Source organism: Sediminicola sp. 1XM1-17 (genome assembly GCF_037203765.1).
GTDB lineage: Bacteria > Bacteroidota > Bacteroidia > Flavobacteriales > Flavobacteriaceae > Sediminicola.
In genome coordinates, this window is the sequence record NZ_JBBCAS010000006.1 from 132361 (window position 1) to 150055 (window position 17695).

Below are 17695 nucleotides of genomic sequence, written 5' to 3' on the forward strand. Positions count from 1 at the left end.
ATGTTTTTTTCTATGGTGCGTATATTTTTGAAAGTACATAGCCTCTTAATTTAATTATTATGAAAAAGATTATAGTCCCAGTTGATTTTTCTGAACAATCCGAATACGCCTTGAAGGTGGCGGCATCCCTTGCAAAAAAGTACAATTCCGAAATTTTTGCGGTGCACATGTTGGAGCTCTCTGCCGCAATAATATCCACTTCGGAAGGGATACAACAGGACCAGATGCTTTTTTTGATCAAACTTTCTGAGAAGCGATTTGCCGAATTTTTGGCAAAACCCTATTTAAAAAATATAAAGGTTACCCCCATTATCAAGCATTTTAAGGTATTCAGTGAACTCAATGAGATAGCAAAAATCCACAATGCAGACCTCGTGGTAATGGGTTCCCATGGATCCGATGGATTAAAGGAAATTTTTATTGGTTCCAATGCAGAAAAGGTAGTGAGAAATTCAGAGGTGCCTGTACTCGTAATCAAAGATGAAATAGAGGATTTTAAGGTGGAACATTTTGTTTTTGCCTGTGATTTTAGGGAAGAAAACTTACCGGCCCTTGCCAAGGCCCAGGACTTTGCCAAAAAATTGTCCGCAGAAATACATTTGGTATATGTGAATACCCCTGGGGACGATTTTATGAGTAGTTCGGACATTTATAAAAGGGTCTCCCAATTTTTAAACAAGGCGAAAGTGGGAAAAGAAGTTGAGATCTATAATGACTACACCGTTGAAAAAGGAATTTTGAACTACAGTAAGGACATCAACGCCGATATTTTGGGCATCCCTACCAGAGGAAGAAAAGGCCTTACCCATTTCTTTATGGGCAGTATAGGGGAAGATGTGGCCAACCATGCGAAAATTCCTGTGGTAACTTTTAAATTGTAGGGGCTATCAACACTATAATGGTAATTATAATAGGGAGCCAGTAGGCTCCTTTTTATTACCCATTTTAAATGAAAGGTCTTGCCAAGAAATCCATGTAGGCCTCTTGAATAGAATCAATTTATGCAGTCGATATTGCTGGATACCAGTTCAATAACCGGTTCTGGAGAAATAAATGGAATGCCCAACCCCAATCCCCTTAGGATAGACAAAAGGCCAATAACTATAACAAAAGTTTTTTTCATCATGTACAATGCCATCTTTTTTGCAATCGTCTCCACAATGGTAGCATTTGGTTGATCCCATTTCTTTGCGCTTTTTACCCGGAACAAATTTGTGGTCATACCTATTCCTAAAATATGATATCGATCAGTTTTGTAAAGATTATGACGCTTTTTATGAAGCTGATCAAAATCATAGTTTCCAGTTTGGCCTTCCTTTAATTTTGGTTCATCCCCAAGGATTATACGGGCAAGAAATTTTAAAATAAGTACGTTGAAGAAGATATTGATAGCTACCGACTTTTCAGAAGATGCATGGAATGCGGCTCACTATGCCATTGAAATGCACAAGGATGAGGACTGTGTGTTTTATCTATTGAACACCTATACCCCAACGAAAGTTTCGGGCAGTTTTATGGCAGAAGCTTTGGCAGGACATTCTTTGGAATCTGTCATCAAGTCCAATTCAGAAAATGGTTTAAAGAAGGTTGTAGGACGAATTCAAAAAACCCTTAATTACCCCAATCACAGTTTTAAGACCATATCATCGTTTAATTTATTGGTAGATGAGATCAAAAAGATTGTCAATCGGGAGAACATAGATTTAATTGTTACTGGGGCTAAAGGTGCCTCTGGCCTTGAAGGGGTATTTCTGGGCAGTAACACGGTGCATATCATAAAATGTATTAAAAATTGCCCTGTTCTGGCCATTCCTAGCCATTTCCGGTTTACCGAACTTTCAGAGATCGCCTTTGCTACCGATTTCAATCGGTTCTATACGATCACGGAATTACAGCCCTTACTGGAGTTGGTGAAAACTTTTAAAGCCAGCATTCATATAGTTCATGTACAATATAAAATCACAGAGCTTACAGAAATCCAACAATTCAATATGAATATGCTTTGCAAGTATATGGAAGGTATAGATCACAATATACATACGGTAACAGAATTAAGGTCTGTTTCCAATACGTTGGAAGCTTTTGCTGAAGAGTTGAATATTCATTTATTGGCCATGTTGAACTACCGACACAGTTTGATGGATAACCTGACCAAAGAGCCTATTGTTGATCGGTTGGTTTTTCATTCCAACGTGCCATTGCTGGTACTTCCCGAATTAGGCATGGGAGCTTCTTCCGCTTCCAAAAAACATTCGGTAATTCACTTTACTGATTAGGACGTTTTCCAATGGGGGTAGTCCTCATAGAAATCTTCAAAAGTCTTATCGGTATTATAATCATCCGCCAAAATCCGATATACGGTGTTTATCAATAGGGTTTGACCTATTACTGTAACATAAAATATCCAATTAAATGGGAAATCCAATGCTGCCATTACCGTTAAGAATATAAGAACGATTGTTGTTAAGACCAAGGTACCTTTGGCAGTAACCTTCATTTTTTTATGTTTGAGGTACTACTTATAAGGAAATGATGGTGTTAACGAAGTGAAAAATCCAATGGGGTCCTATTCATTCCAAAATTGATCCTGATTTGGGATGTTTTTATTTTTACCTAAGGTCAACGGGTTGAATTTCAATTTTGCAAAAAGGTACCATACACTGGACGAAAGGGTTGATGTAATATCTGCATGGTCCCATAGCATGTCGGTTCCATAAGAGGTGCCATAATTTGAAGTGTAGGGAATTCCCTTGGCATTGGTCAACGTGGTACTTTTAATAAAGGTTTTTTCCAATTGCTCCAGCAATACATTGGCCTCGCTTTCCAAACCTGCATTTTGAAATGCCACGGCCATTTGGGCCGTTCCTTCCAACCAGATTACATCTTGGTCTTCATCAAAGCAATATCCGACGATATCCTCACCGGTCAAGGTGGAAGTTTGGGTGTTTTTATATCTATCGGCCTGGTATAGCACGGTTGTAGGGAAGTTTTCAAAAATGTTATAGCCCAAGGTGTGCAGGTCCAGAGCGTATTTGTATTCTGGGTTTTCTGGCCATGCAACCAACAAATTTTCATTGTTGTCCCATCTTTCAACCTCTAGATAACCAAGGATGTTCTTGTGAAAATCGTCATATCCTTTTACGGCATTAAAAGCAGTTACAATTCCCTCTGTAACCTTATGAATGGTTGATCCATCTTCATTTTCTCCTCCAAATAGGCCGCCATCTTCATCCTGCAAGGACCGAAGCCATTGTTCAAGTTCATGGGATAATCGACTGTATTTATTGGAGCCTGTAGCGTCGTGATAATTGTTGAGGGCAATTAGCAACCAGGCATTATCCCCCATCCAGATCCTATCATGGTGATCTCCCTGCTTGTTTCTGGTGGCATAAAAGCCTCCGTTCCCCTTTAGGAGCTCATTGTCGATCTGACCGTTGAAGTAATCGAAGATAGCCTCTGCCTTATCATATTTTTTTAAAGCGGTAAAGGCAAGGGCAGCCAGAGCGTTATCATACAGGGAAACAAAATCCCCGTTTTCCGTACTTTCCAATAAACCGTTTGTGCGTTGCATTTTTCCCAACCAATTGGAGGTCTCTGTCCAGATTACATCTTGGACTTCCTCTTTTTCTGGATTGACCACGGTAATTGTTTCGTTTTCAGTTTCCTTTGCCTGTGTTTCTTCAATAACTTCAAGGCTCTCGTTGGAACAGGAAATAAGGGTTGCCATAATCATAAAGCAACACAAAGTAGGTATTTGGGAATATCTGAGCATACTGTAGGTTTGTAGTATCAACCCTACAAATATATTGAGATTATATTCTTCTTTTGTGTACTTTACGACCAGTCGCCCTAAACGTCGTTCATCTACCAATTGCCGTATTCTTGTCTAATTTTTAGACCTTTTATCGTTAATTTGCATATAGATTTTTTGGTGGATCCTTGCCTACTATCTATTTAAGTTTCAGTATTTTTAACCAAAAATAGGCGCTATGAACCTTCCCGATTTAGGAAAGAAAAGAATTGTTGTCATTGGTGCGGGATTTGGGGGTATTTCCCTGGCCAAGAAGCTCAGAGATTTGAATGTTCAGGTAGTGGTCATCGACAAACACAATTACCATACCTTCCAACCCCTGTTGTACCAAGTGTCCACAAGTGGTCTTGAGCCAGATTCTATTGCCTACCCGATCCGCAAGATATTAAAGCGACTCAATAATTTTTATTTTCGATTGGCAACGGTACAAAAGGTGAGTGTGGAGGCCCAGGAAGTTGTGACCGATATAGGCAATCTGACATATGACTATTTGGTGATCGCTACGGGTACCAAAACCAATTTTTTTGGGAATACGAGTATCGAAGAACATGCCATGCCCATGAAAAATGTGCCCCAAGCCTTGAACATAAGGAGCTTGATGCTACAGAATTTTGAAAAGGCCGATGATGCGGTAAGCCAAGAGGAACGAAAAATGTTGATGAATTTCTGTATTGTTGGGGGTGGACCCACGGGAGTAGAACTTTCTGGGGCTTTTGCAGAGCTCAAAAAGAATGTCTTTCCAAAGGATTACAGGCATCTCAACATAAATAATATGGAGATTCATTTGTTCGAGGCTGCCGATAGAGTTTTACCTCCCATGAGTGTACAAGCAGGGAAGAAGGCTACAAAATTTTTAAATGAACTGGGAGTCAATATTCATTTAAATACTGTGGTAAAGGATTACGATGGGGAGAACATGACCTTGGGCGATGGGACAGTGATCAGGACCAAAAACTTTATCTGGACTGCCGGGGTTACAGGAGCTTCCCTGGAAGGTTTTTCCAAGGATTCCTTGATAGAGCGGGCCAATAGATATAAGGTCAATGTATACAATCAAATAGAAGGTTATGAAAATATCTTTGCTATTGGGGATATAGCTTCTATGACAACAAAAGATTTTCCCAAGGGACATCCGCAAGTGGCGCAGCCGGCGATACAGCAGGGACAGCATTTGGCCAAAAACCTTGAGCGACTCCTGGATGGGAAGGCAATGGAGCCATTTTCATACTTTGACAATGGGAGTATGGCCACAGTGGGCCGTAACAGGGCGGTGGTAGATCTGCACAAATTGCGTTTCGGAGGATTTTTAGCGTGGTTTATATGGATGTTCGTGCACCTAATGGCCTTGGTAGGTTTTAGAAACAAGGTCATCGTCTTTTTTAACTGGGCCTATAACTATATCAATTATGATAAGGCCGCACGGTTGATCGTAAGACCCTATTCAGCTAAAAAATAGACAGAATTGTGGTAGAATGGATAAAATTAGACTTAAGGTGTAGTCGACATTTTAATTTCCTTTCCTATCTTTGCCATGTTGTGTTGTGTCTCTTTATGGAGACCAAGGTTGTGTAAACCGAATTGTTGTTCGGTCCAACCAATGAAAGGCTTTCCTATATGGGAGGCTTTTTTTGTTTAGGGGATACTCCCGCCCAAGCTTTTGAACTTCTTTTAATTATCATTCATTTAGGGTTTAATGTTTTACAAAATCTTTATTTTATCGTATTTTTACTGAGGATATAATAAAGAATAATTGCATGCCACTTTATCATAAATTAGGTAGAATACCCCATAAAAGACATACCATTTTTAAAAAGGAAGATGGTACTCTACATTATGAGCAACTTTTTGGAACCATAGGATTTGATGGAATGTCATCCCTGATGTATCATTTACATAGACCAACAATGGTCAAGGAGGTAGGCAAAAGCATTGACATGCGCCCAAAGGCAGCGGTGGAACACAACATAAAATCTAGATTGCTGAAGGGATTCGAAGTACGACCAGAAAATGACTTTCTAGAAAGTAGGAAAGTGGTACTTTTCAATAATGACGTGCATGTAAGTCTAGCTTCTCCCAAAAAATCCATGTCGGATTATTTTTATAAGAATACTGATGCCGATGAGATGCTTTTTATCCATAAGGGCACTGGTACGTTAAAGACCATGTTGGGCGACATCCCATTTGAGTATGGCGACTATATCATCATTCCCAGGGGAATGATCTACCAGATAACTTTTGACACGGAAGATAACCGCTTATTAATAGCAGAATCCTACCACCCCATCTATACCCCAAAACGCTATAGAAACTGGTTTGGACAACATTTGGAACATAGCCCTTTCTGTGAACGTGACTTTAAATTACCGCAAGATCTGAAGGCCCATGATGAGTGGGGCGAATTTGTGATCAAGGTGAAAAAGCAAGGCCAATTGCATCATTTGACCTATGCCTCACATCCCTTTGATGTGGTTGGTTGGGATGGGTACAATTATCCCTATGCATTTTCCATTCATGATTTTGAACCTATTACCGGAAGGGTTCACCAACCGCCACCAGTACATCAGACCTTTGAGACAAGTGCTTTTGTGGTTTGCTCGTTTTGTCCGAGATTGTACGATTACCACCCTCAATCCATACCGGCGCCCTATAATCACAGTAACATAGATTCCGATGAGGTGCTATATTATGTGGATGGCGATTTTATGAGCAGAAATAATATAGATAAGGGTTACATTTCATTACATCCGGCAGGAATTCCACATGGGCCGCATCCCGGGGCTTATGAACGAAGTATCGGACATACCAAAACCGAAGAGCTGGCAGTAATGATAGATACTTTTAAGCCATTGCAGCTTACACAGACCGCGTTGGATATAGATGATGGCATCTATTATCAGTCCTGGTTGGAATAGTCCAACCGGTGCATTATAAAATGTATTAATCCAGCGGCCAATTTGGCCGTTTGGTTATCCACATCAAAGCTTGGATTTAGCTCAGCTATATCCAAGCTTATCAATTTATTGGAGTCAATGATAATCTTCAAAACTTCAAGGACAATATCGGGAGCAAAGCCCATGGGCGAGGGGGCACTCACTCCAGGTGCATAGGCCGATGAAAACCCATCCAGATCTATGGTGGTATAGAGGACGTCTACCGCTTTGATAAAGTGTTGGAGGTGCTTTAGATTATGTGCCAAATAATGCATGCTAAAATGCTCATTTTCTACAATGGTCACCTCATGTTCTTCGGCCGTTTCAAAAAGGATCTTGCTATTGGCATCTTTTCTGATACCCAAGCATAAATATTTAAAAACCGTATGATCTGCGCTGCATTCTTTGGCAATCTGGTAAAATGGAGTTCCAGAATTTGCACCATTTTCATCAGAGCGAAGATCGAAGTGGGCATCAAAATTTATAATTCCAATGGTCTTTTTTTCCCCTTTGGCATTAAGATGCTCTTGTATGCCCTTGTAGTGGGCATAGGCAATATCATGGCCTCCACCTAAAAGAATGGGAAAAGAATTTCGTGCCAATAACTTTTGGACGGTTTTGGCCAAGATGTCTTGGGACTTTTTCAAATCCCCATCCGAACATTCTATATTGCCCGCATCAAAGATATTAAGGGTTTCCGATAGATGTTCGGGTTGTTTTCCCAATTGGATCCTGATGGCATTGGGTCCGGCATGTGCCCCGGTCCTTCCCTGGTTTCTTTTTACCCCTTCGTCACAGGCATATCCCAAAAAGACTATATCCGATTCTTGGATGTTCTCAAGAGAAGCCTTTTTCAAATTAAGCAGCTGTACTTTTTGATGAAGATAAAGTTTTTGGTCCGACTTCCGTCCGGTCCAGTTTTCAGGTTTTGGTTTGGAATAAGCTTCCATTTTTAGTGTGTTTCGTTCTTCAATTAGTATATGTTGTAGTTGACCCGTTCTATTGTACTTCAGGCAATCTAGAACTGGTATAAGCTCCCGCGATCCCAAATAGGGAAAGTACCAAAATGATACCCTCTACCGAAAATATGGAGGCCAGGGCACTGATTCCCCCGGTGATCAATAATATGATTCCTATCAAAGTGTTGCTGACTGCAACATAGTCGGTCCTTTTATTTCCTCCCGCCATATCTACAATATAAGTTTTTCTCCCCAATCGCACGCCACTGTGCGCAATGCCAAGTAAAAAGAATGCCAAGGGGTAGAGCCAATAATCACCCCTTAGACCGTCCATCCAGGTGATGATCACAAAGGTCATGATCCCCAAAATGGCAGCAATCAAACCTCCCCAGACCATGACCATTTTACTGGATTTATCGGCCATGGCACCCCAAATAGGGGCACTAATTACGGAGGCCGCACCATTGGCAATAATAAATAGTCCCAATAAATAGCTTTCTTTTCCCAGATAGGTCTGTGCCAATAGCACGTAATAAGGGGCAGTTAGCGCAGAACAGAGCAATAGGGATCGTGATATGATAAAATTTCGGAAAGATTTGTCCGTCTTTACCAAATTCATTTTGGCCAAGGCCTCTTTCAATCCATTTCTGCCCCCAGAGGTCTCCCCTGGAAACTCTTTGATATTGGCATAGACAATTGCGGCCATCAACCAAAGGCTTCCGGCAAAAAAGATTATATAACTGTAGAAAAGGATGTCCTGATCTTCTTTTGAACTATAGATCATGAACAATCCCGCCAAAAGGACCAAGATACCAGATACGGAAGCGGTATAACCTTTAAGTTTGCCTCGCTTTGTTTTGGGAATGGTCTTCCCCAATACATCTTTGGATGCCACCGAGCACAGACCTCTTGATAAACTGAAGGCCACTAGACATAGAACGATGTGCCAACCGGCTTCGGCTCCCTTGAATTTCATGGCGATCCATCCAATAGCTGAAATGGACAGAAACTGCAATACGGAACCCAGGACCCATGTCCATTTTCTGACCGCCTTTTTCCTAACATAACTGGCAATTACAATTTGTGGCAACATGGAGCCAGATTCGCGAATGGGAACAATAAAACTGATGAGGTAAACTGGGGCGTTCACATAGCTCATCAACCAGGCAAGTACCGTTTTTGGGTTGCTCAGCGTATCCCCAAGAGAAGTGAGGGTATTGCTGATAAGAATTAGGAAATAATTTTTGGGAGTGGACCTACAGGCCGACTCATCTATATCCTTACAGATACGCGCATCTTCTTCATTGTTGATAAAATCGTAGACCTTTTCTAAGTTTAGACTTTGTTTTTTGGAATTCATGGGCCGCAACCGTATTGATACAAAGGGAAATTGTTCTTTAGGGATATAGAATTCCTAAAGATACAACATCTTATATATTAATTCCCGTGAAACAATCCGTCCAACAATGCATCCTCCACTAAATTTGGAAGGGTCACCTTCAAATTGGGCGTTCTGTCCATCTCACGCTTTATGGCAAACAAAGCCTCTTTGTTCCTGGCCCAACTTCTTCTGGATATCCCATTGTTTACATCATAGAAAAGCATGTTTTTTAGTTTCGCAGAAGCTTCTTCTGAGCCATCTAGGACCATGCCGAAGCCACCATTGATCACCTCTCCCCAGCCAACACCACCGCCATTGTGGATGGAAACCCATGTGGCTCCCCTAAAACTATCCCCTATGACATTATGGATGGCCATGTCGGCTGTGAACTTACTGCCGTCATAGATATTACTGGTCTCCCTAAAAGGCGAATCGGTACCGCTTACATCATGATGGTCCCTTCCCAATACGACAGGGGCGGAGATGGTACCTGATTTAATGGCCTGGTTGAAAGCTTCAGCTATCTTGGCCCGACCTTCTGCATCCGCATATAAAATTCGGGCTTGTGAACCTACGACCAACCTATTGGATTCGGCCTCTTGGATCCATTTGATATTATCGGCCATTTGCTGTTGTATCTCTGAAGGGGCATTGGCTCTTATGGCTTCCATCACCTCTAGGGCAATAGCATCTGTCTTACGTAGGTCTGCCGGATTTCCTGAAGTACAAACCCATCTAAAAGGGCCAAATCCATAATCAAAACACATGGGCCCCAAAATATCCTGTACATAAGAGGGATATCTAAAATCAATTTTGTTTTCGGCCATAACATCGGCCCCAGCACGTGAGGCTTCCAGTAAAAAAGCATTGCCATAGTCGAAGAAATAGGTTCCTTTGGCGGTATGCCCATTAATGGCTTTGACCTGTCTGCGCAGGGATCCCTGAACCTTTTCCTTGAATGCCTCCGGATCTGTGCTCATTAGATTATTGGCTTCTTCATAAGACATGCCTACGGGGTAGTACCCTCCCGACCAAGGATTGTGCAAAGAAGTTTGGTCCGATCCCAAATGTACGAAGACCTCTTCCTCCAAGAATTTTTCCCAAACATCCACGATATTGCCAATATAGGCAATGGAAACAACCTCCTTGTTTTGTACGGCACCTTGTACCCGTAGGGTCAAATCATCAAGGTTGTCCATAAGTTCATCTACCCAGCCCTGTTCGTGTCTCTTTGTTGCTGCTGCCGGATTTATTTCTGCACATACCGTGATACATCCTGCTATATTACCGGCTTTGGGCTGTGCCCCGCTCATACCTCCCAATCCAGCGGTCAAAAAAATCTTGCCGGTTGAGTCTTCTTCTTTTTTCAACACTTTTCTAAAGGCGTTCATCACCGTTATGGCCGTGCCGTGCACAATCCCCTGCGGACCAATGTACATATATGATCCTGCCGTCATCTGGCCATATTGGGTAACCCCTAGGGCATTATATTTTTCCCAATCATCCGGTTTGGAATAGTTGGGGATCATCATCCCATTGGTGACTACCACACGGGGTGCCTCTTTGGAAGAGGGAAACAATCCCATAGGATGACCGGAATAGATATGTAATGTCTGTTCTTCCGTCATGTTGGCCAAGTATTGCATGGTCAGTAGGTACTGTGCCCAATTCTGAAAAACGGCCCCATTGCCCCCGTAGGTTATCAGTTCCTCCGGATGTTGGGCAACAGCGGGATCCAGATTGTTTTGGATCATCAACATGATAGCCGCCGCCTGGGCAGATCTGGCAGGGTATTCATGGATTGCTCTGGCATGAAGCTTATAATCCGGCTTAAATCGGTACATATAAATTCTACCATAATCTTGTAGTTCCCGTGCAAATTCAACCGACAGCGTCTTGTGCCATTCCGATGGAAAATATCGAAGTGCATTCCGTATCGCCAATTTTTTTTCCTCCAAGGATAGGATCTCCTTTCTTTTGGGAGCCCTGTTCACTGTTGCAGGTATTTTTTTGGCTGCTGGCAATTCCGAGGGAATACCCTGAAGTATCTGTGCTTTAAAATCCATTTTAATCGTGCTTTTTGTCCATGACCAGTTTACCTCTTTTCCAAACTCTATTGGGTTTTAATGTTCCTTGTTGATACAGGATCTCCTTGTAATTATTGGTAGGGAAAGTGATAAGATCTGCCAAATACCCCTCTTGTATTGTACCTCTGTCCTTCAGGTTCAAGGCCAATGCGGCTCTAAATGTTATTCCTGCCAACACTTCGGCATTGGAAAGCTTTTGGAAGGTTCCCAAAATGGCAGCTTGGGTCAATAAATCTCCCATGGGCGCTGATCCGGGATTCCAATCACTGGCAATCGCTAGTGCCCCTCCTGCATCCAAAAGTTCACGGGCTGGGGTAAAGGCACAGCCCAAACCTAAGGAGGCTCCAGGGAGAGCCGTAGCAATTACATTGCTTTTCGCCAATGCTTCTATCTCTTTGGTAGTACTCGCTTCCAAGTGGTCAGCGCTAACCGCATCAAATGCTATGGCCACTGCACTTCCCGAAGTGGAAAACTGGTCGGCATGAACGGTAATATCAAAGCCCATCGCTTTTGCTTTGGTAAAGTAGGGCACAATATCATCTTTGGAATAGGCGCTTTCTTCAATAAAGGCATCAATTCTATGAGCGAGTTGTTCTGATTTGAGTTTAGGAAAAAGAGTTGTGCTTATTTCTTCCAGATATTCCCTTGGAGTTCCCGAATAATCCTTAGGGACCATATGGGCTGCCAGACAGGTAGCAATAAGATCGGTAGGTAATTTTTGATTCGCTTTTTTTATGGCATAGAGCATTTTGAGCTCTTCCTCCACAGAAAGTCCATATCCGCTTTTTACCTCTATGGTAGTAATGCCATTTTCCAAGTGCCTCGTGGCCCTTTGTCTGATAAGATCAATGAGTTGGTCCTCTGTGGCCTTTCTTGTCTGGGTTACCGTATCCCAAATTCCACCGCCACTTTTTGCTATTTCCAAATAGGATTTTCCGGCATTGCGCATGGCATAATCATTTGCCCTGGTACCGCCATAACAAATATGGGTATGTGCATCCACTAATCCGGGCAGGCACACATCATTCCCGTCCAGGGCGATGGCTTCTGCACCCAATTCCTTGGCCATGGGCAGCATTTCGGAATATTTCCCCAGGGAGTGAATGCGCTCATTCTCAATGAGGATACCTCCATTTTCTATGATAGATAATGATTCGTCCGTAATAGCCCCTTTGAGGCCTAAATTGGTCATCGGTAATATTTGGGCGAAAGGCCCGATAAGCTGATAGGTATGCATACTAGTAGTTTTCAAATTCTTGTGAATAAGGGGTTGAAAGATCTAATTTCTCCCTTTTACTGACCCTTTCTATAACCTTTATAATGGTCTTGTCCTTGATCATGGCAATTCCTGCTTCTATATCATTGGCAAATACCCGGTCCTTATCGGCAAAAGCTACTTTGGTCCGGATCTTTTGATGTATTTCGTCCAATAAGATACCGGATTTCATTGGTTTTCGGAATTCAAAAGCCTGGGCGGCCGTTAATAGTTCAATGGCCAATATCTTTTCTACATTTTCAAGCACCCGCAGAGCTTTTCTTCCGCTGATGGACCCCATGCTCACATGGTCCTCTTGTCCCAAGGAGGTAGGAATACTATCCGCACTGGACGGGAAACACAGACCTTTGTTCTCACTCGCCAAGGCGGCAGTGGTATACTGTAAGATCATATATCCTGAGTTGATCCCAGTATCTTTCATCAATAATTTTGGTACACCAGGACTATTTCCTTCCAAGGCCAAGTAGATCCTTCTATCCGATATGTTCCCAATTTCTGAAGCTGCCAAACAGGCATAGTCTATGGCCATGGCCAAAGGCTGCCCATGAAAGCTCCCTCCGCTGATGGTCAGTTCCTCATCAATAATAATAGGGTTGTCCGTCACCGAATTCAATTCTGTTTCCAGTAGTTCTTTTAGATGCAGCCATGCGTTTCTGGAAGCACCATGGACTTGTGGCATACAACGCAAAGAATAAGGATCTTGGACGCGATCACAATCTATATGGTCCTCCATAATCTCGGAACCTTCCAAGAACGACTTTATCCTTGTTGCCACATGGATATTTCCTTTGAATGGACGTAGGGCGTGCAATTCTTTATAGAATGGTTTAACCGAGCCCTGCAAGCCTTCTATCATCATGGTTCCTATGATATCGGCCTGCGATAGACAACTGTGCAGTTTTTCTACCACCTTTACGGCATGGGCAGCAATAAACTGGGTACCGTTGATCAGTGCCAAGCCTTCTTTTGGACCCAATTCCAATGGTTTAAGCCCTGTTTTTTTGAAAAGCTGGGCCGTGGTAATTTCCTCATTCCTATAGATGACCTTGCCCAGTCCAATAAGGGGTAGGAATAAATGGGAAAGTGGAGCCAAATCGCCAGAGGCCCCAACTGAGCCTTGAGATGGAACTAGGGGGATGGCATCATTATCTATATGCCATAAAATCCTGTCCAAAGTGATCTCCGATATTCCAGAATATCCTTTGGCCAGAGAATGGACCTTAAGTATCATCATTAATTTTGCAATTTCTGAAGCAATAGGAGTACCTACCCCAACACTGTGGCTCTGAAGGATGTTGGTCTGTAATATTTTGGTTTCTGTCTTTGATATTTTAGTAGTGCACAAGGGACCAAAACCGGTATTGATGCCATAAACGGCATGGCCTTTTTCAACAATGTTCTCTACAATAGTCCTGCTGCGAACTACCTTTTCTCTTGTCTCTTCGGAAATACTGCCTTTGGTTTTACCTTGGGCAATGGCCAGAGCTATACTGGCAGAGAGGTGGTCCTCCCCAAATAAAAAATTCTTAGGTACCGGAATCATGGGTCTTAATTTTAATACTATAAAATTATTGATTAAGTTTGATAATCACCAATACCATTATTGTCAATATTCAATAGCTATGAGTTATCAATTAGAGCTTAGACATTTCAAATATTTCTTAGCCGTAGCCGAAGAATTGCATTATCGAAAAGCTGCTGAAAAACTATGTATCTCGCAACCAGGTTTGAGCAGACAAATAAAGCAAATGGAGGAGATTTTGGATACCCCTTTGTTTATCCGGAGTAAAAAGAAGGTAACCTTGACTCCTGCGGGAGAGTATCTTCGGGCAGAGCTACAATACATCCTCAATCACCTGGATCTTGCTACCAAACATTTGGAGTTATTAAAGGATGGGGACTCTGGAGAGGTTCGTATAGGATTTTTGGGGTCTGCCATGCAGAATGTTATTCCGGAGCTATTGATAAAGCTAAAAGAGGAATATCCCAAAGTACGTACTAGCCTGGAAGAACTTTCCAATAGTGCCCAATTGGATGCTGTTATGAAAGACAAATTGGATATAGGTTTCGTAAGGTTGGCCAGGGTTCCTGATGACATACATATTCACCCCGTATTTGAGGACACTTTTTCCGTGGTGCTCCCAGAGGCCTATCCCATACTATCTCGGGAATTTGAGGGAGTTCATCAGTTATCCGCTGAGAATTTTATTCTCTTTTCACAAGATTACAGTCCGTTGTACTATGATACCATCATGAGCATTTGTGAGGATGGTGGTTTTACACCCAAAGTTTCCCATAAATCTGTCCATGCCCAGACCATATTTAAATTGGTGGAGAACAATTTGGGGATTGCCATTGTCCCCACATCCCTGCAATATGGGTTTCATATGAGGGTGAAATTCTTGGAACTTAAAAATATTCCACAACGGGCCATTCTTTCGGTCATATGGAAGAAGGATAACAGGAACCCTGCTTTAAAGCACTGTATGGACCTGTTGTTGGGCAGGGAAAAGATCAATTAAAAAAAGGAAAAAGCACTTCTTTGTAATCCCATACTTTAGAGAGATATAGCCCCAAAAAAACGGTTGCTACCACAAACTTGATAAAAGTTCCCGTTAAAAAGCCAAGAAAAGATCCAAAGGCCGATTTCAGTGCGGACTTATGATCGGCACGGTTTATAAGTTCGCCAACCAAGGCACCAACAAAGGGCCATATAATAATACCAAATATCCCGAGGATAGGAAATACGAGGGAGACCAAAAGACCTATGGTTGTTCCTATCATGCCTGCCTTACTGCCACCAAATTTTTTGGTCCCCATTACCGGGATAATATAATCCAAAGCAAGAACAACTAGGGCAATGATCAGGGTAATGCCCAGTAAAACCCAGTCCATGGGAATGGCTTTTGTATAATGGAGTAAAAGTAGTCCTATCCAGCTAATAGGTGGTCCAGGCAGAACAGGTAAAAAACTTCCCAATATACCAGTTATCATCAGTATAAATCCAAGAAAGACCAATGCAATATCCATAGGAGAGTATTTCGGGGTGTATGGCGAATATATATAGATTTCGTTAGATGTCAGAAATTCAAATTGTTATTATTTTCTAAATTTTTTAACTAAAACATTAGTTTAAACTAAAACTTTAGTTATATTAGCTATGTCGAAGATATTTAATGTAAGTAATTACCAGGTCAAAAAAGGTGTCAAATATCATCTTGAGAGGTCATAGGAAGGGTAGAGAAGGTCTCGACTGCGCTCGAACGGACATAATGGTTTTCCACAAGCTGATTTGAGTGGTAGCGGTCGTATACATAGAAGAGGTTTCGATTAAGCGTTACCGGATAATTTAGAAAAACAAAAATGAAACAACTTACGAAAGCGGAAGAGGAAGTAATGCAGGTGTTATGGCAATTGCAGAAATGTAACGTAGCATCTATTATTGATGAGTTGCCAGAACCTAAGCCTGCATACAACACGGTTTCTACCATTGTGAGAATTTTGGAAAGCAAGGGTTTTGTAGATCACGAAAAGGAAGGGAAAGGGCATTTGTATTTTCCATTGATCAAAAAAGCTGATTACAGCAATGCCTCCATCACCAAGCTTATGGATGGGTATTTTCAAGGCTCTTTTAAAAGTATGGTGTCTTTTTTTATGAAGAAAAATGATATGAGCCTTTCGGAATTGGAATCCATTTTAAAGGATATTAAAAAGGATAAAGAATAGTATCAAAGGAAGGAAGTTGATATCTATAATTATATGAACAATCTAATAAATAGTTTATGATGCAGTATATCTTAGAAAGTGTAGCATTCCAATTGTTATTTCTGATCATATATGACGTGTTTTTAAAGAGGGAGACCTTTTTTCAATGGAACAGGGCCTATTTATTGGCAACTTTTCTGCTTTCACTTCTACTTCCGTGGATGAAGATAGAGGCGCTGAAAATCACGGTGTCCAAGAAATTTATGGCCTATCCGGAATACTTATGGGGTATGGATATGGGTGCGGGAACGGGTGTATTGCTTACTGCCGAAGAATCACAGTTTATGCTTTCATGGCAAGAAATGCTGCTCTACGGTGGCATGGTGTTAGCGGCGGTGCTCTTTATCATTAAGTTGGTTCAGATCCGACAACTCAAAAATAGAGGGGAGGTTCATTATTTTGATCAGTTTACCAGAGTAGTGGTTGCCAAGAGCAATATCGCGTTTTCCTTTTTTAAAACGATTTTCTTGGGGGAGGAAGTGTTGAAAAAAGAGCACGAGAGTATTTTGCAGCATGAACTGGTTCATATTCAACAGCGTCACTCCCTGGATCTTATGTTCTTTGAACTGATGCGAATAGCCTTCTGGTTCAATCCCCTTGTATATGTATATCAAAACCGGATTTCTGAATTGCACGAGTTCATCGCCGATGCCAAGGTATCCAAGTCGCACCAAAGGGAGCACTATCAAAATTTATTGTCCCAGGTGTTCCAGACCCAACATATTTCATTTATCAATCAATTTTTTAAATCATCATTAATCAAAAAACGAATCGTCATGTTACAAAAATCAAGATCAAGGAAAGTCTGGCAATTGAAGTACTTATTGTTATTGCCATTAATTGTTGGAATGTTGTTTTATACCTCTTGTGAAGGGGTGGAAAATACAAAAACAACTGAGGAAGAACAGCATCTGGAAGCCACTGAAAGCACTGGAAACACTAATGAAATATCTGTTTCCTTTGCGGTGATAGATCAGGTGCCAGTTTTTCCTGGGTGTGAAGATGCCGAGGATAAAAAGGCCTGTTTTCATGATAAAATACAAGAGCATGTCCGTAAAAATTTCCACTATCCTGAAGAAGCTAATAATAATGGAATTCAGGGGAGGGTAAGTGTGATGTTTACCATTGATGAAAAAGGAAATATAATAAATATTCGAAAGAGGGGACCACACAGATTGCTCGAAGATGAAACAGAGCGTATTATTGCCAGATTGCCTAAAATGTTACCAGGGATACATAATGGCCAAGCAGTAACTGTACCATTCTCTATTCCCATTACCTTTAAAATCGAGGATGGGCAACTGGATAATAAGGGAGTTAAAGAAAACCAAACAAAAAAGGCGGCTGAATTTGCTGATAATGAGGAGGCACAGGCACTTGACGAAATGTTTATTGTTGGGTACGGACCTAAGAAGGAGTAGATTGTTATTGTGGGCAGTGAAGGTGAGAATGTTATCCACTTGTTAGATGGGATCTATAAAAAATA

General features: G+C 41.6%; 16 protein-coding genes. 7 read left to right on the forward strand and 9 right to left on the reverse strand.

What is annotated here, in order from left to right:
- Window positions 1-59: 59 nt before the first annotated feature.
- Complete coding sequence (locus WAA86_RS10545; protein ID WP_337300967.1) at window positions 60-881, forward strand: universal stress protein; 822 nt, start codon at window positions 60-62, stop codon at window positions 879-881.
- A gap of 113 nt (window positions 882-994) precedes the next feature.
- Here the strand turns inward: WAA86_RS10545 and WAA86_RS10550 are convergent, their stop codons facing one another.
- Window positions 995-1222: a hypothetical protein gene (locus WAA86_RS10550; RefSeq protein WP_337300968.1), complete on the reverse strand. Its 228-nt coding sequence runs from the start codon at window positions 1220-1222 to the stop codon at window positions 995-997.
- A 151-nt stretch (window positions 1223-1373) separates the two neighbouring features.
- Between WAA86_RS10550 and WAA86_RS10555 the strand changes: the two genes are divergently transcribed.
- A complete protein-coding gene (locus WAA86_RS10555; RefSeq protein ID WP_337300969.1) occupies window positions 1374-2276 on the forward strand; it encodes a universal stress protein in 903 nt (300 codons plus the stop codon).
- Here WAA86_RS10555 and WAA86_RS10560 read toward each other — a convergent pair.
- Window positions 2273-2497 (reverse strand): hypothetical protein, encoded by a 225-nt coding sequence (locus WAA86_RS10560; protein ID WP_337300970.1) that lies wholly within the window; start codon window positions 2495-2497, stop codon window positions 2273-2275. The genes WAA86_RS10555 and WAA86_RS10560 overlap by 4 nt on opposite strands.
- A 69-nt stretch (window positions 2498-2566) precedes the next feature.
- On the reverse strand, window positions 2567-3727 hold the full coding sequence (locus WAA86_RS10565; RefSeq protein WP_337300971.1) for a hypothetical protein: 1161 nt from the start codon (window positions 3725-3727) through the stop codon (window positions 2567-2569).
- Between the two features lie 262 nt (window positions 3728-3989).
- Here WAA86_RS10565 and WAA86_RS10570 point away from each other — a divergent pair, with 262 nt between their 5' ends.
- Window positions 3990-5267: an NAD(P)/FAD-dependent oxidoreductase gene (locus WAA86_RS10570; RefSeq protein WP_337300972.1), complete on the forward strand. Its 1278-nt coding sequence runs from the start codon at window positions 3990-3992 to the stop codon at window positions 5265-5267.
- Window positions 5268-5565: 298 nt separating this feature from the next.
- Entirely contained in the window at window positions 5566-6723 is a 1158-nt protein-coding gene (locus WAA86_RS10575; RefSeq protein WP_337300973.1) for a homogentisate 1,2-dioxygenase, read from the forward strand.
- Here the strand turns inward: WAA86_RS10575 and hutG are convergent.
- From hutG to hutH, 5 genes are all read right to left on the reverse strand, one after another.
- Window positions 6705-7691, reverse strand: a complete 987-nt coding sequence (gene hutG, locus WAA86_RS10580) for a formimidoylglutamase (RefSeq protein WP_337300974.1) — start codon at window positions 7689-7691, stop codon at window positions 6705-6707. The two genes, WAA86_RS10575 and hutG, sit on opposite strands and share 19 nt — an antisense overlap.
- A gap of 49 nt (window positions 7692-7740) precedes the next feature.
- On the reverse strand, window positions 7741-9060 hold the full coding sequence (locus WAA86_RS10585; protein ID WP_337300975.1) for an MFS transporter: 1320 nt from the start codon (window positions 9058-9060) through the stop codon (window positions 7741-7743).
- 77 nt (window positions 9061-9137) lie between these two features.
- Window positions 9138-11147 (reverse strand): urocanate hydratase, encoded by a 2010-nt coding sequence (locus WAA86_RS10590; RefSeq protein ID WP_337300976.1) that lies wholly within the window; start codon window positions 11145-11147, stop codon window positions 9138-9140.
- A 1-nt stretch (window position 11148) separates the two neighbouring features.
- Window positions 11149-12405, reverse strand: coding sequence for an imidazolonepropionase (gene hutI, locus WAA86_RS10595; RefSeq protein ID WP_337300977.1), 1257 nt, complete (start codon window positions 12403-12405; stop codon window positions 11149-11151).
- Between the two features lies 1 nt (window position 12406).
- The gene (hutH, locus tag WAA86_RS10600) at window positions 12407-13987 is read right to left on the reverse strand and encodes a histidine ammonia-lyase (RefSeq protein ID WP_337300978.1); all 1581 of its coding nucleotides are present in this window, start codon (window positions 13985-13987) and stop codon (window positions 12407-12409) included.
- Window positions 13988-14066: 79 nt separating this feature from the next.
- Here hutH and WAA86_RS10605 point away from each other — a divergent pair, with 79 nt between their 5' ends.
- A complete protein-coding gene (locus tag WAA86_RS10605) occupies window positions 14067-14966 on the forward strand; it encodes a LysR family transcriptional regulator (protein ID WP_337300979.1) in 900 nt (299 codons plus the stop codon).
- Here WAA86_RS10605 and WAA86_RS10610 read toward each other — a convergent pair.
- On the reverse strand, window positions 14959-15474 hold the full coding sequence (locus tag WAA86_RS10610) for a DUF456 domain-containing protein (RefSeq protein ID WP_337300980.1): 516 nt from the start codon (window positions 15472-15474) through the stop codon (window positions 14959-14961). The two genes, WAA86_RS10605 and WAA86_RS10610, sit on opposite strands and share 8 nt — an antisense overlap.
- Before the next feature lie 333 nt (window positions 15475-15807).
- Here WAA86_RS10610 and WAA86_RS10615 point away from each other — a divergent pair, with 333 nt between their 5' ends.
- Together WAA86_RS10615 and WAA86_RS10620 are read left to right on the forward strand one after the other, a co-directional pair.
- Window positions 15808-16170: a BlaI/MecI/CopY family transcriptional regulator gene (locus WAA86_RS10615; protein WP_337300981.1), complete on the forward strand. Its 363-nt coding sequence runs from the start codon at window positions 15808-15810 to the stop codon at window positions 16168-16170.
- A gap of 56 nt (window positions 16171-16226) precedes the next feature.
- Window positions 16227-17630: a M56 family metallopeptidase gene (locus WAA86_RS10620; RefSeq protein ID WP_337300982.1), complete on the forward strand. Its 1404-nt coding sequence runs from the start codon at window positions 16227-16229 to the stop codon at window positions 17628-17630.
- Window positions 17631-17695: the final 65 nt, after the last annotated feature.

Excerpts from the sequence above, each read along its gene's own strand:
- WAA86_RS10545 (WP_337300967.1), top strand. The coding sequence starts at position 60 with ATGAAAAAGATTATAGTCCCAGTTGATTTTTCTGAACAATCCGAATAC.
- WAA86_RS10550 (WP_337300968.1), bottom strand. The coding sequence starts at position 1,222 with ATGACCACAAATTTGTTCCGGGTAAAAAGCGCAAAGAAATGGGATCAA.
- WAA86_RS10560 (WP_337300970.1), bottom strand. The coding sequence starts at position 2,497 with ATGAAGGTTACTGCCAAAGGTACCTTGGTCTTAACAACAATCGTTCTT.
- WAA86_RS10565 (WP_337300971.1), bottom strand. The coding sequence starts at position 3,727 with ATGGCAACCCTTATTTCCTGTTCCAACGAGAGCCTTGAAGTTATTGAA.
- WAA86_RS10570 (WP_337300972.1), top strand. The coding sequence starts at position 3,990 with ATGAACCTTCCCGATTTAGGAAAGAAAAGAATTGTTGTCATTGGTGCG.
- WAA86_RS10575 (WP_337300973.1), top strand. The coding sequence starts at position 5,566 with ATGCCACTTTATCATAAATTAGGTAGAATACCCCATAAAAGACATACC.
- hutG (WP_337300974.1), bottom strand. The coding sequence starts at position 7,691 with ATGGAAGCTTATTCCAAACCAAAACCTGAAAACTGGACCGGACGGAAG.
- WAA86_RS10585 (WP_337300975.1), bottom strand. The coding sequence starts at position 9,060 with ATGAATTCCAAAAAACAAAGTCTAAACTTAGAAAAGGTCTACGATTTT.
- WAA86_RS10590 (WP_337300976.1), bottom strand. The coding sequence starts at position 11,147 with ATGGATTTTAAAGCACAGATACTTCAGGGTATTCCCTCGGAATTGCCA.
- hutI (WP_337300977.1), bottom strand. The coding sequence starts at position 12,405 with ATGCATACCTATCAGCTTATCGGGCCTTTCGCCCAAATATTACCGATG.
- hutH (WP_337300978.1), bottom strand. The coding sequence starts at position 13,987 with ATGATTCCGGTACCTAAGAATTTTTTATTTGGGGAGGACCACCTCTCT.
- WAA86_RS10605 (WP_337300979.1), top strand. The coding sequence starts at position 14,067 with ATGAGTTATCAATTAGAGCTTAGACATTTCAAATATTTCTTAGCCGTA.
- WAA86_RS10610 (WP_337300980.1), bottom strand. The coding sequence starts at position 15,474 with ATGGATATTGCATTGGTCTTTCTTGGATTTATACTGATGATAACTGGT.
- WAA86_RS10615 (WP_337300981.1), top strand. The coding sequence starts at position 15,808 with ATGAAACAACTTACGAAAGCGGAAGAGGAAGTAATGCAGGTGTTATGG.
- WAA86_RS10620 (WP_337300982.1), top strand. The coding sequence starts at position 16,227 with ATGATGCAGTATATCTTAGAAAGTGTAGCATTCCAATTGTTATTTCTG.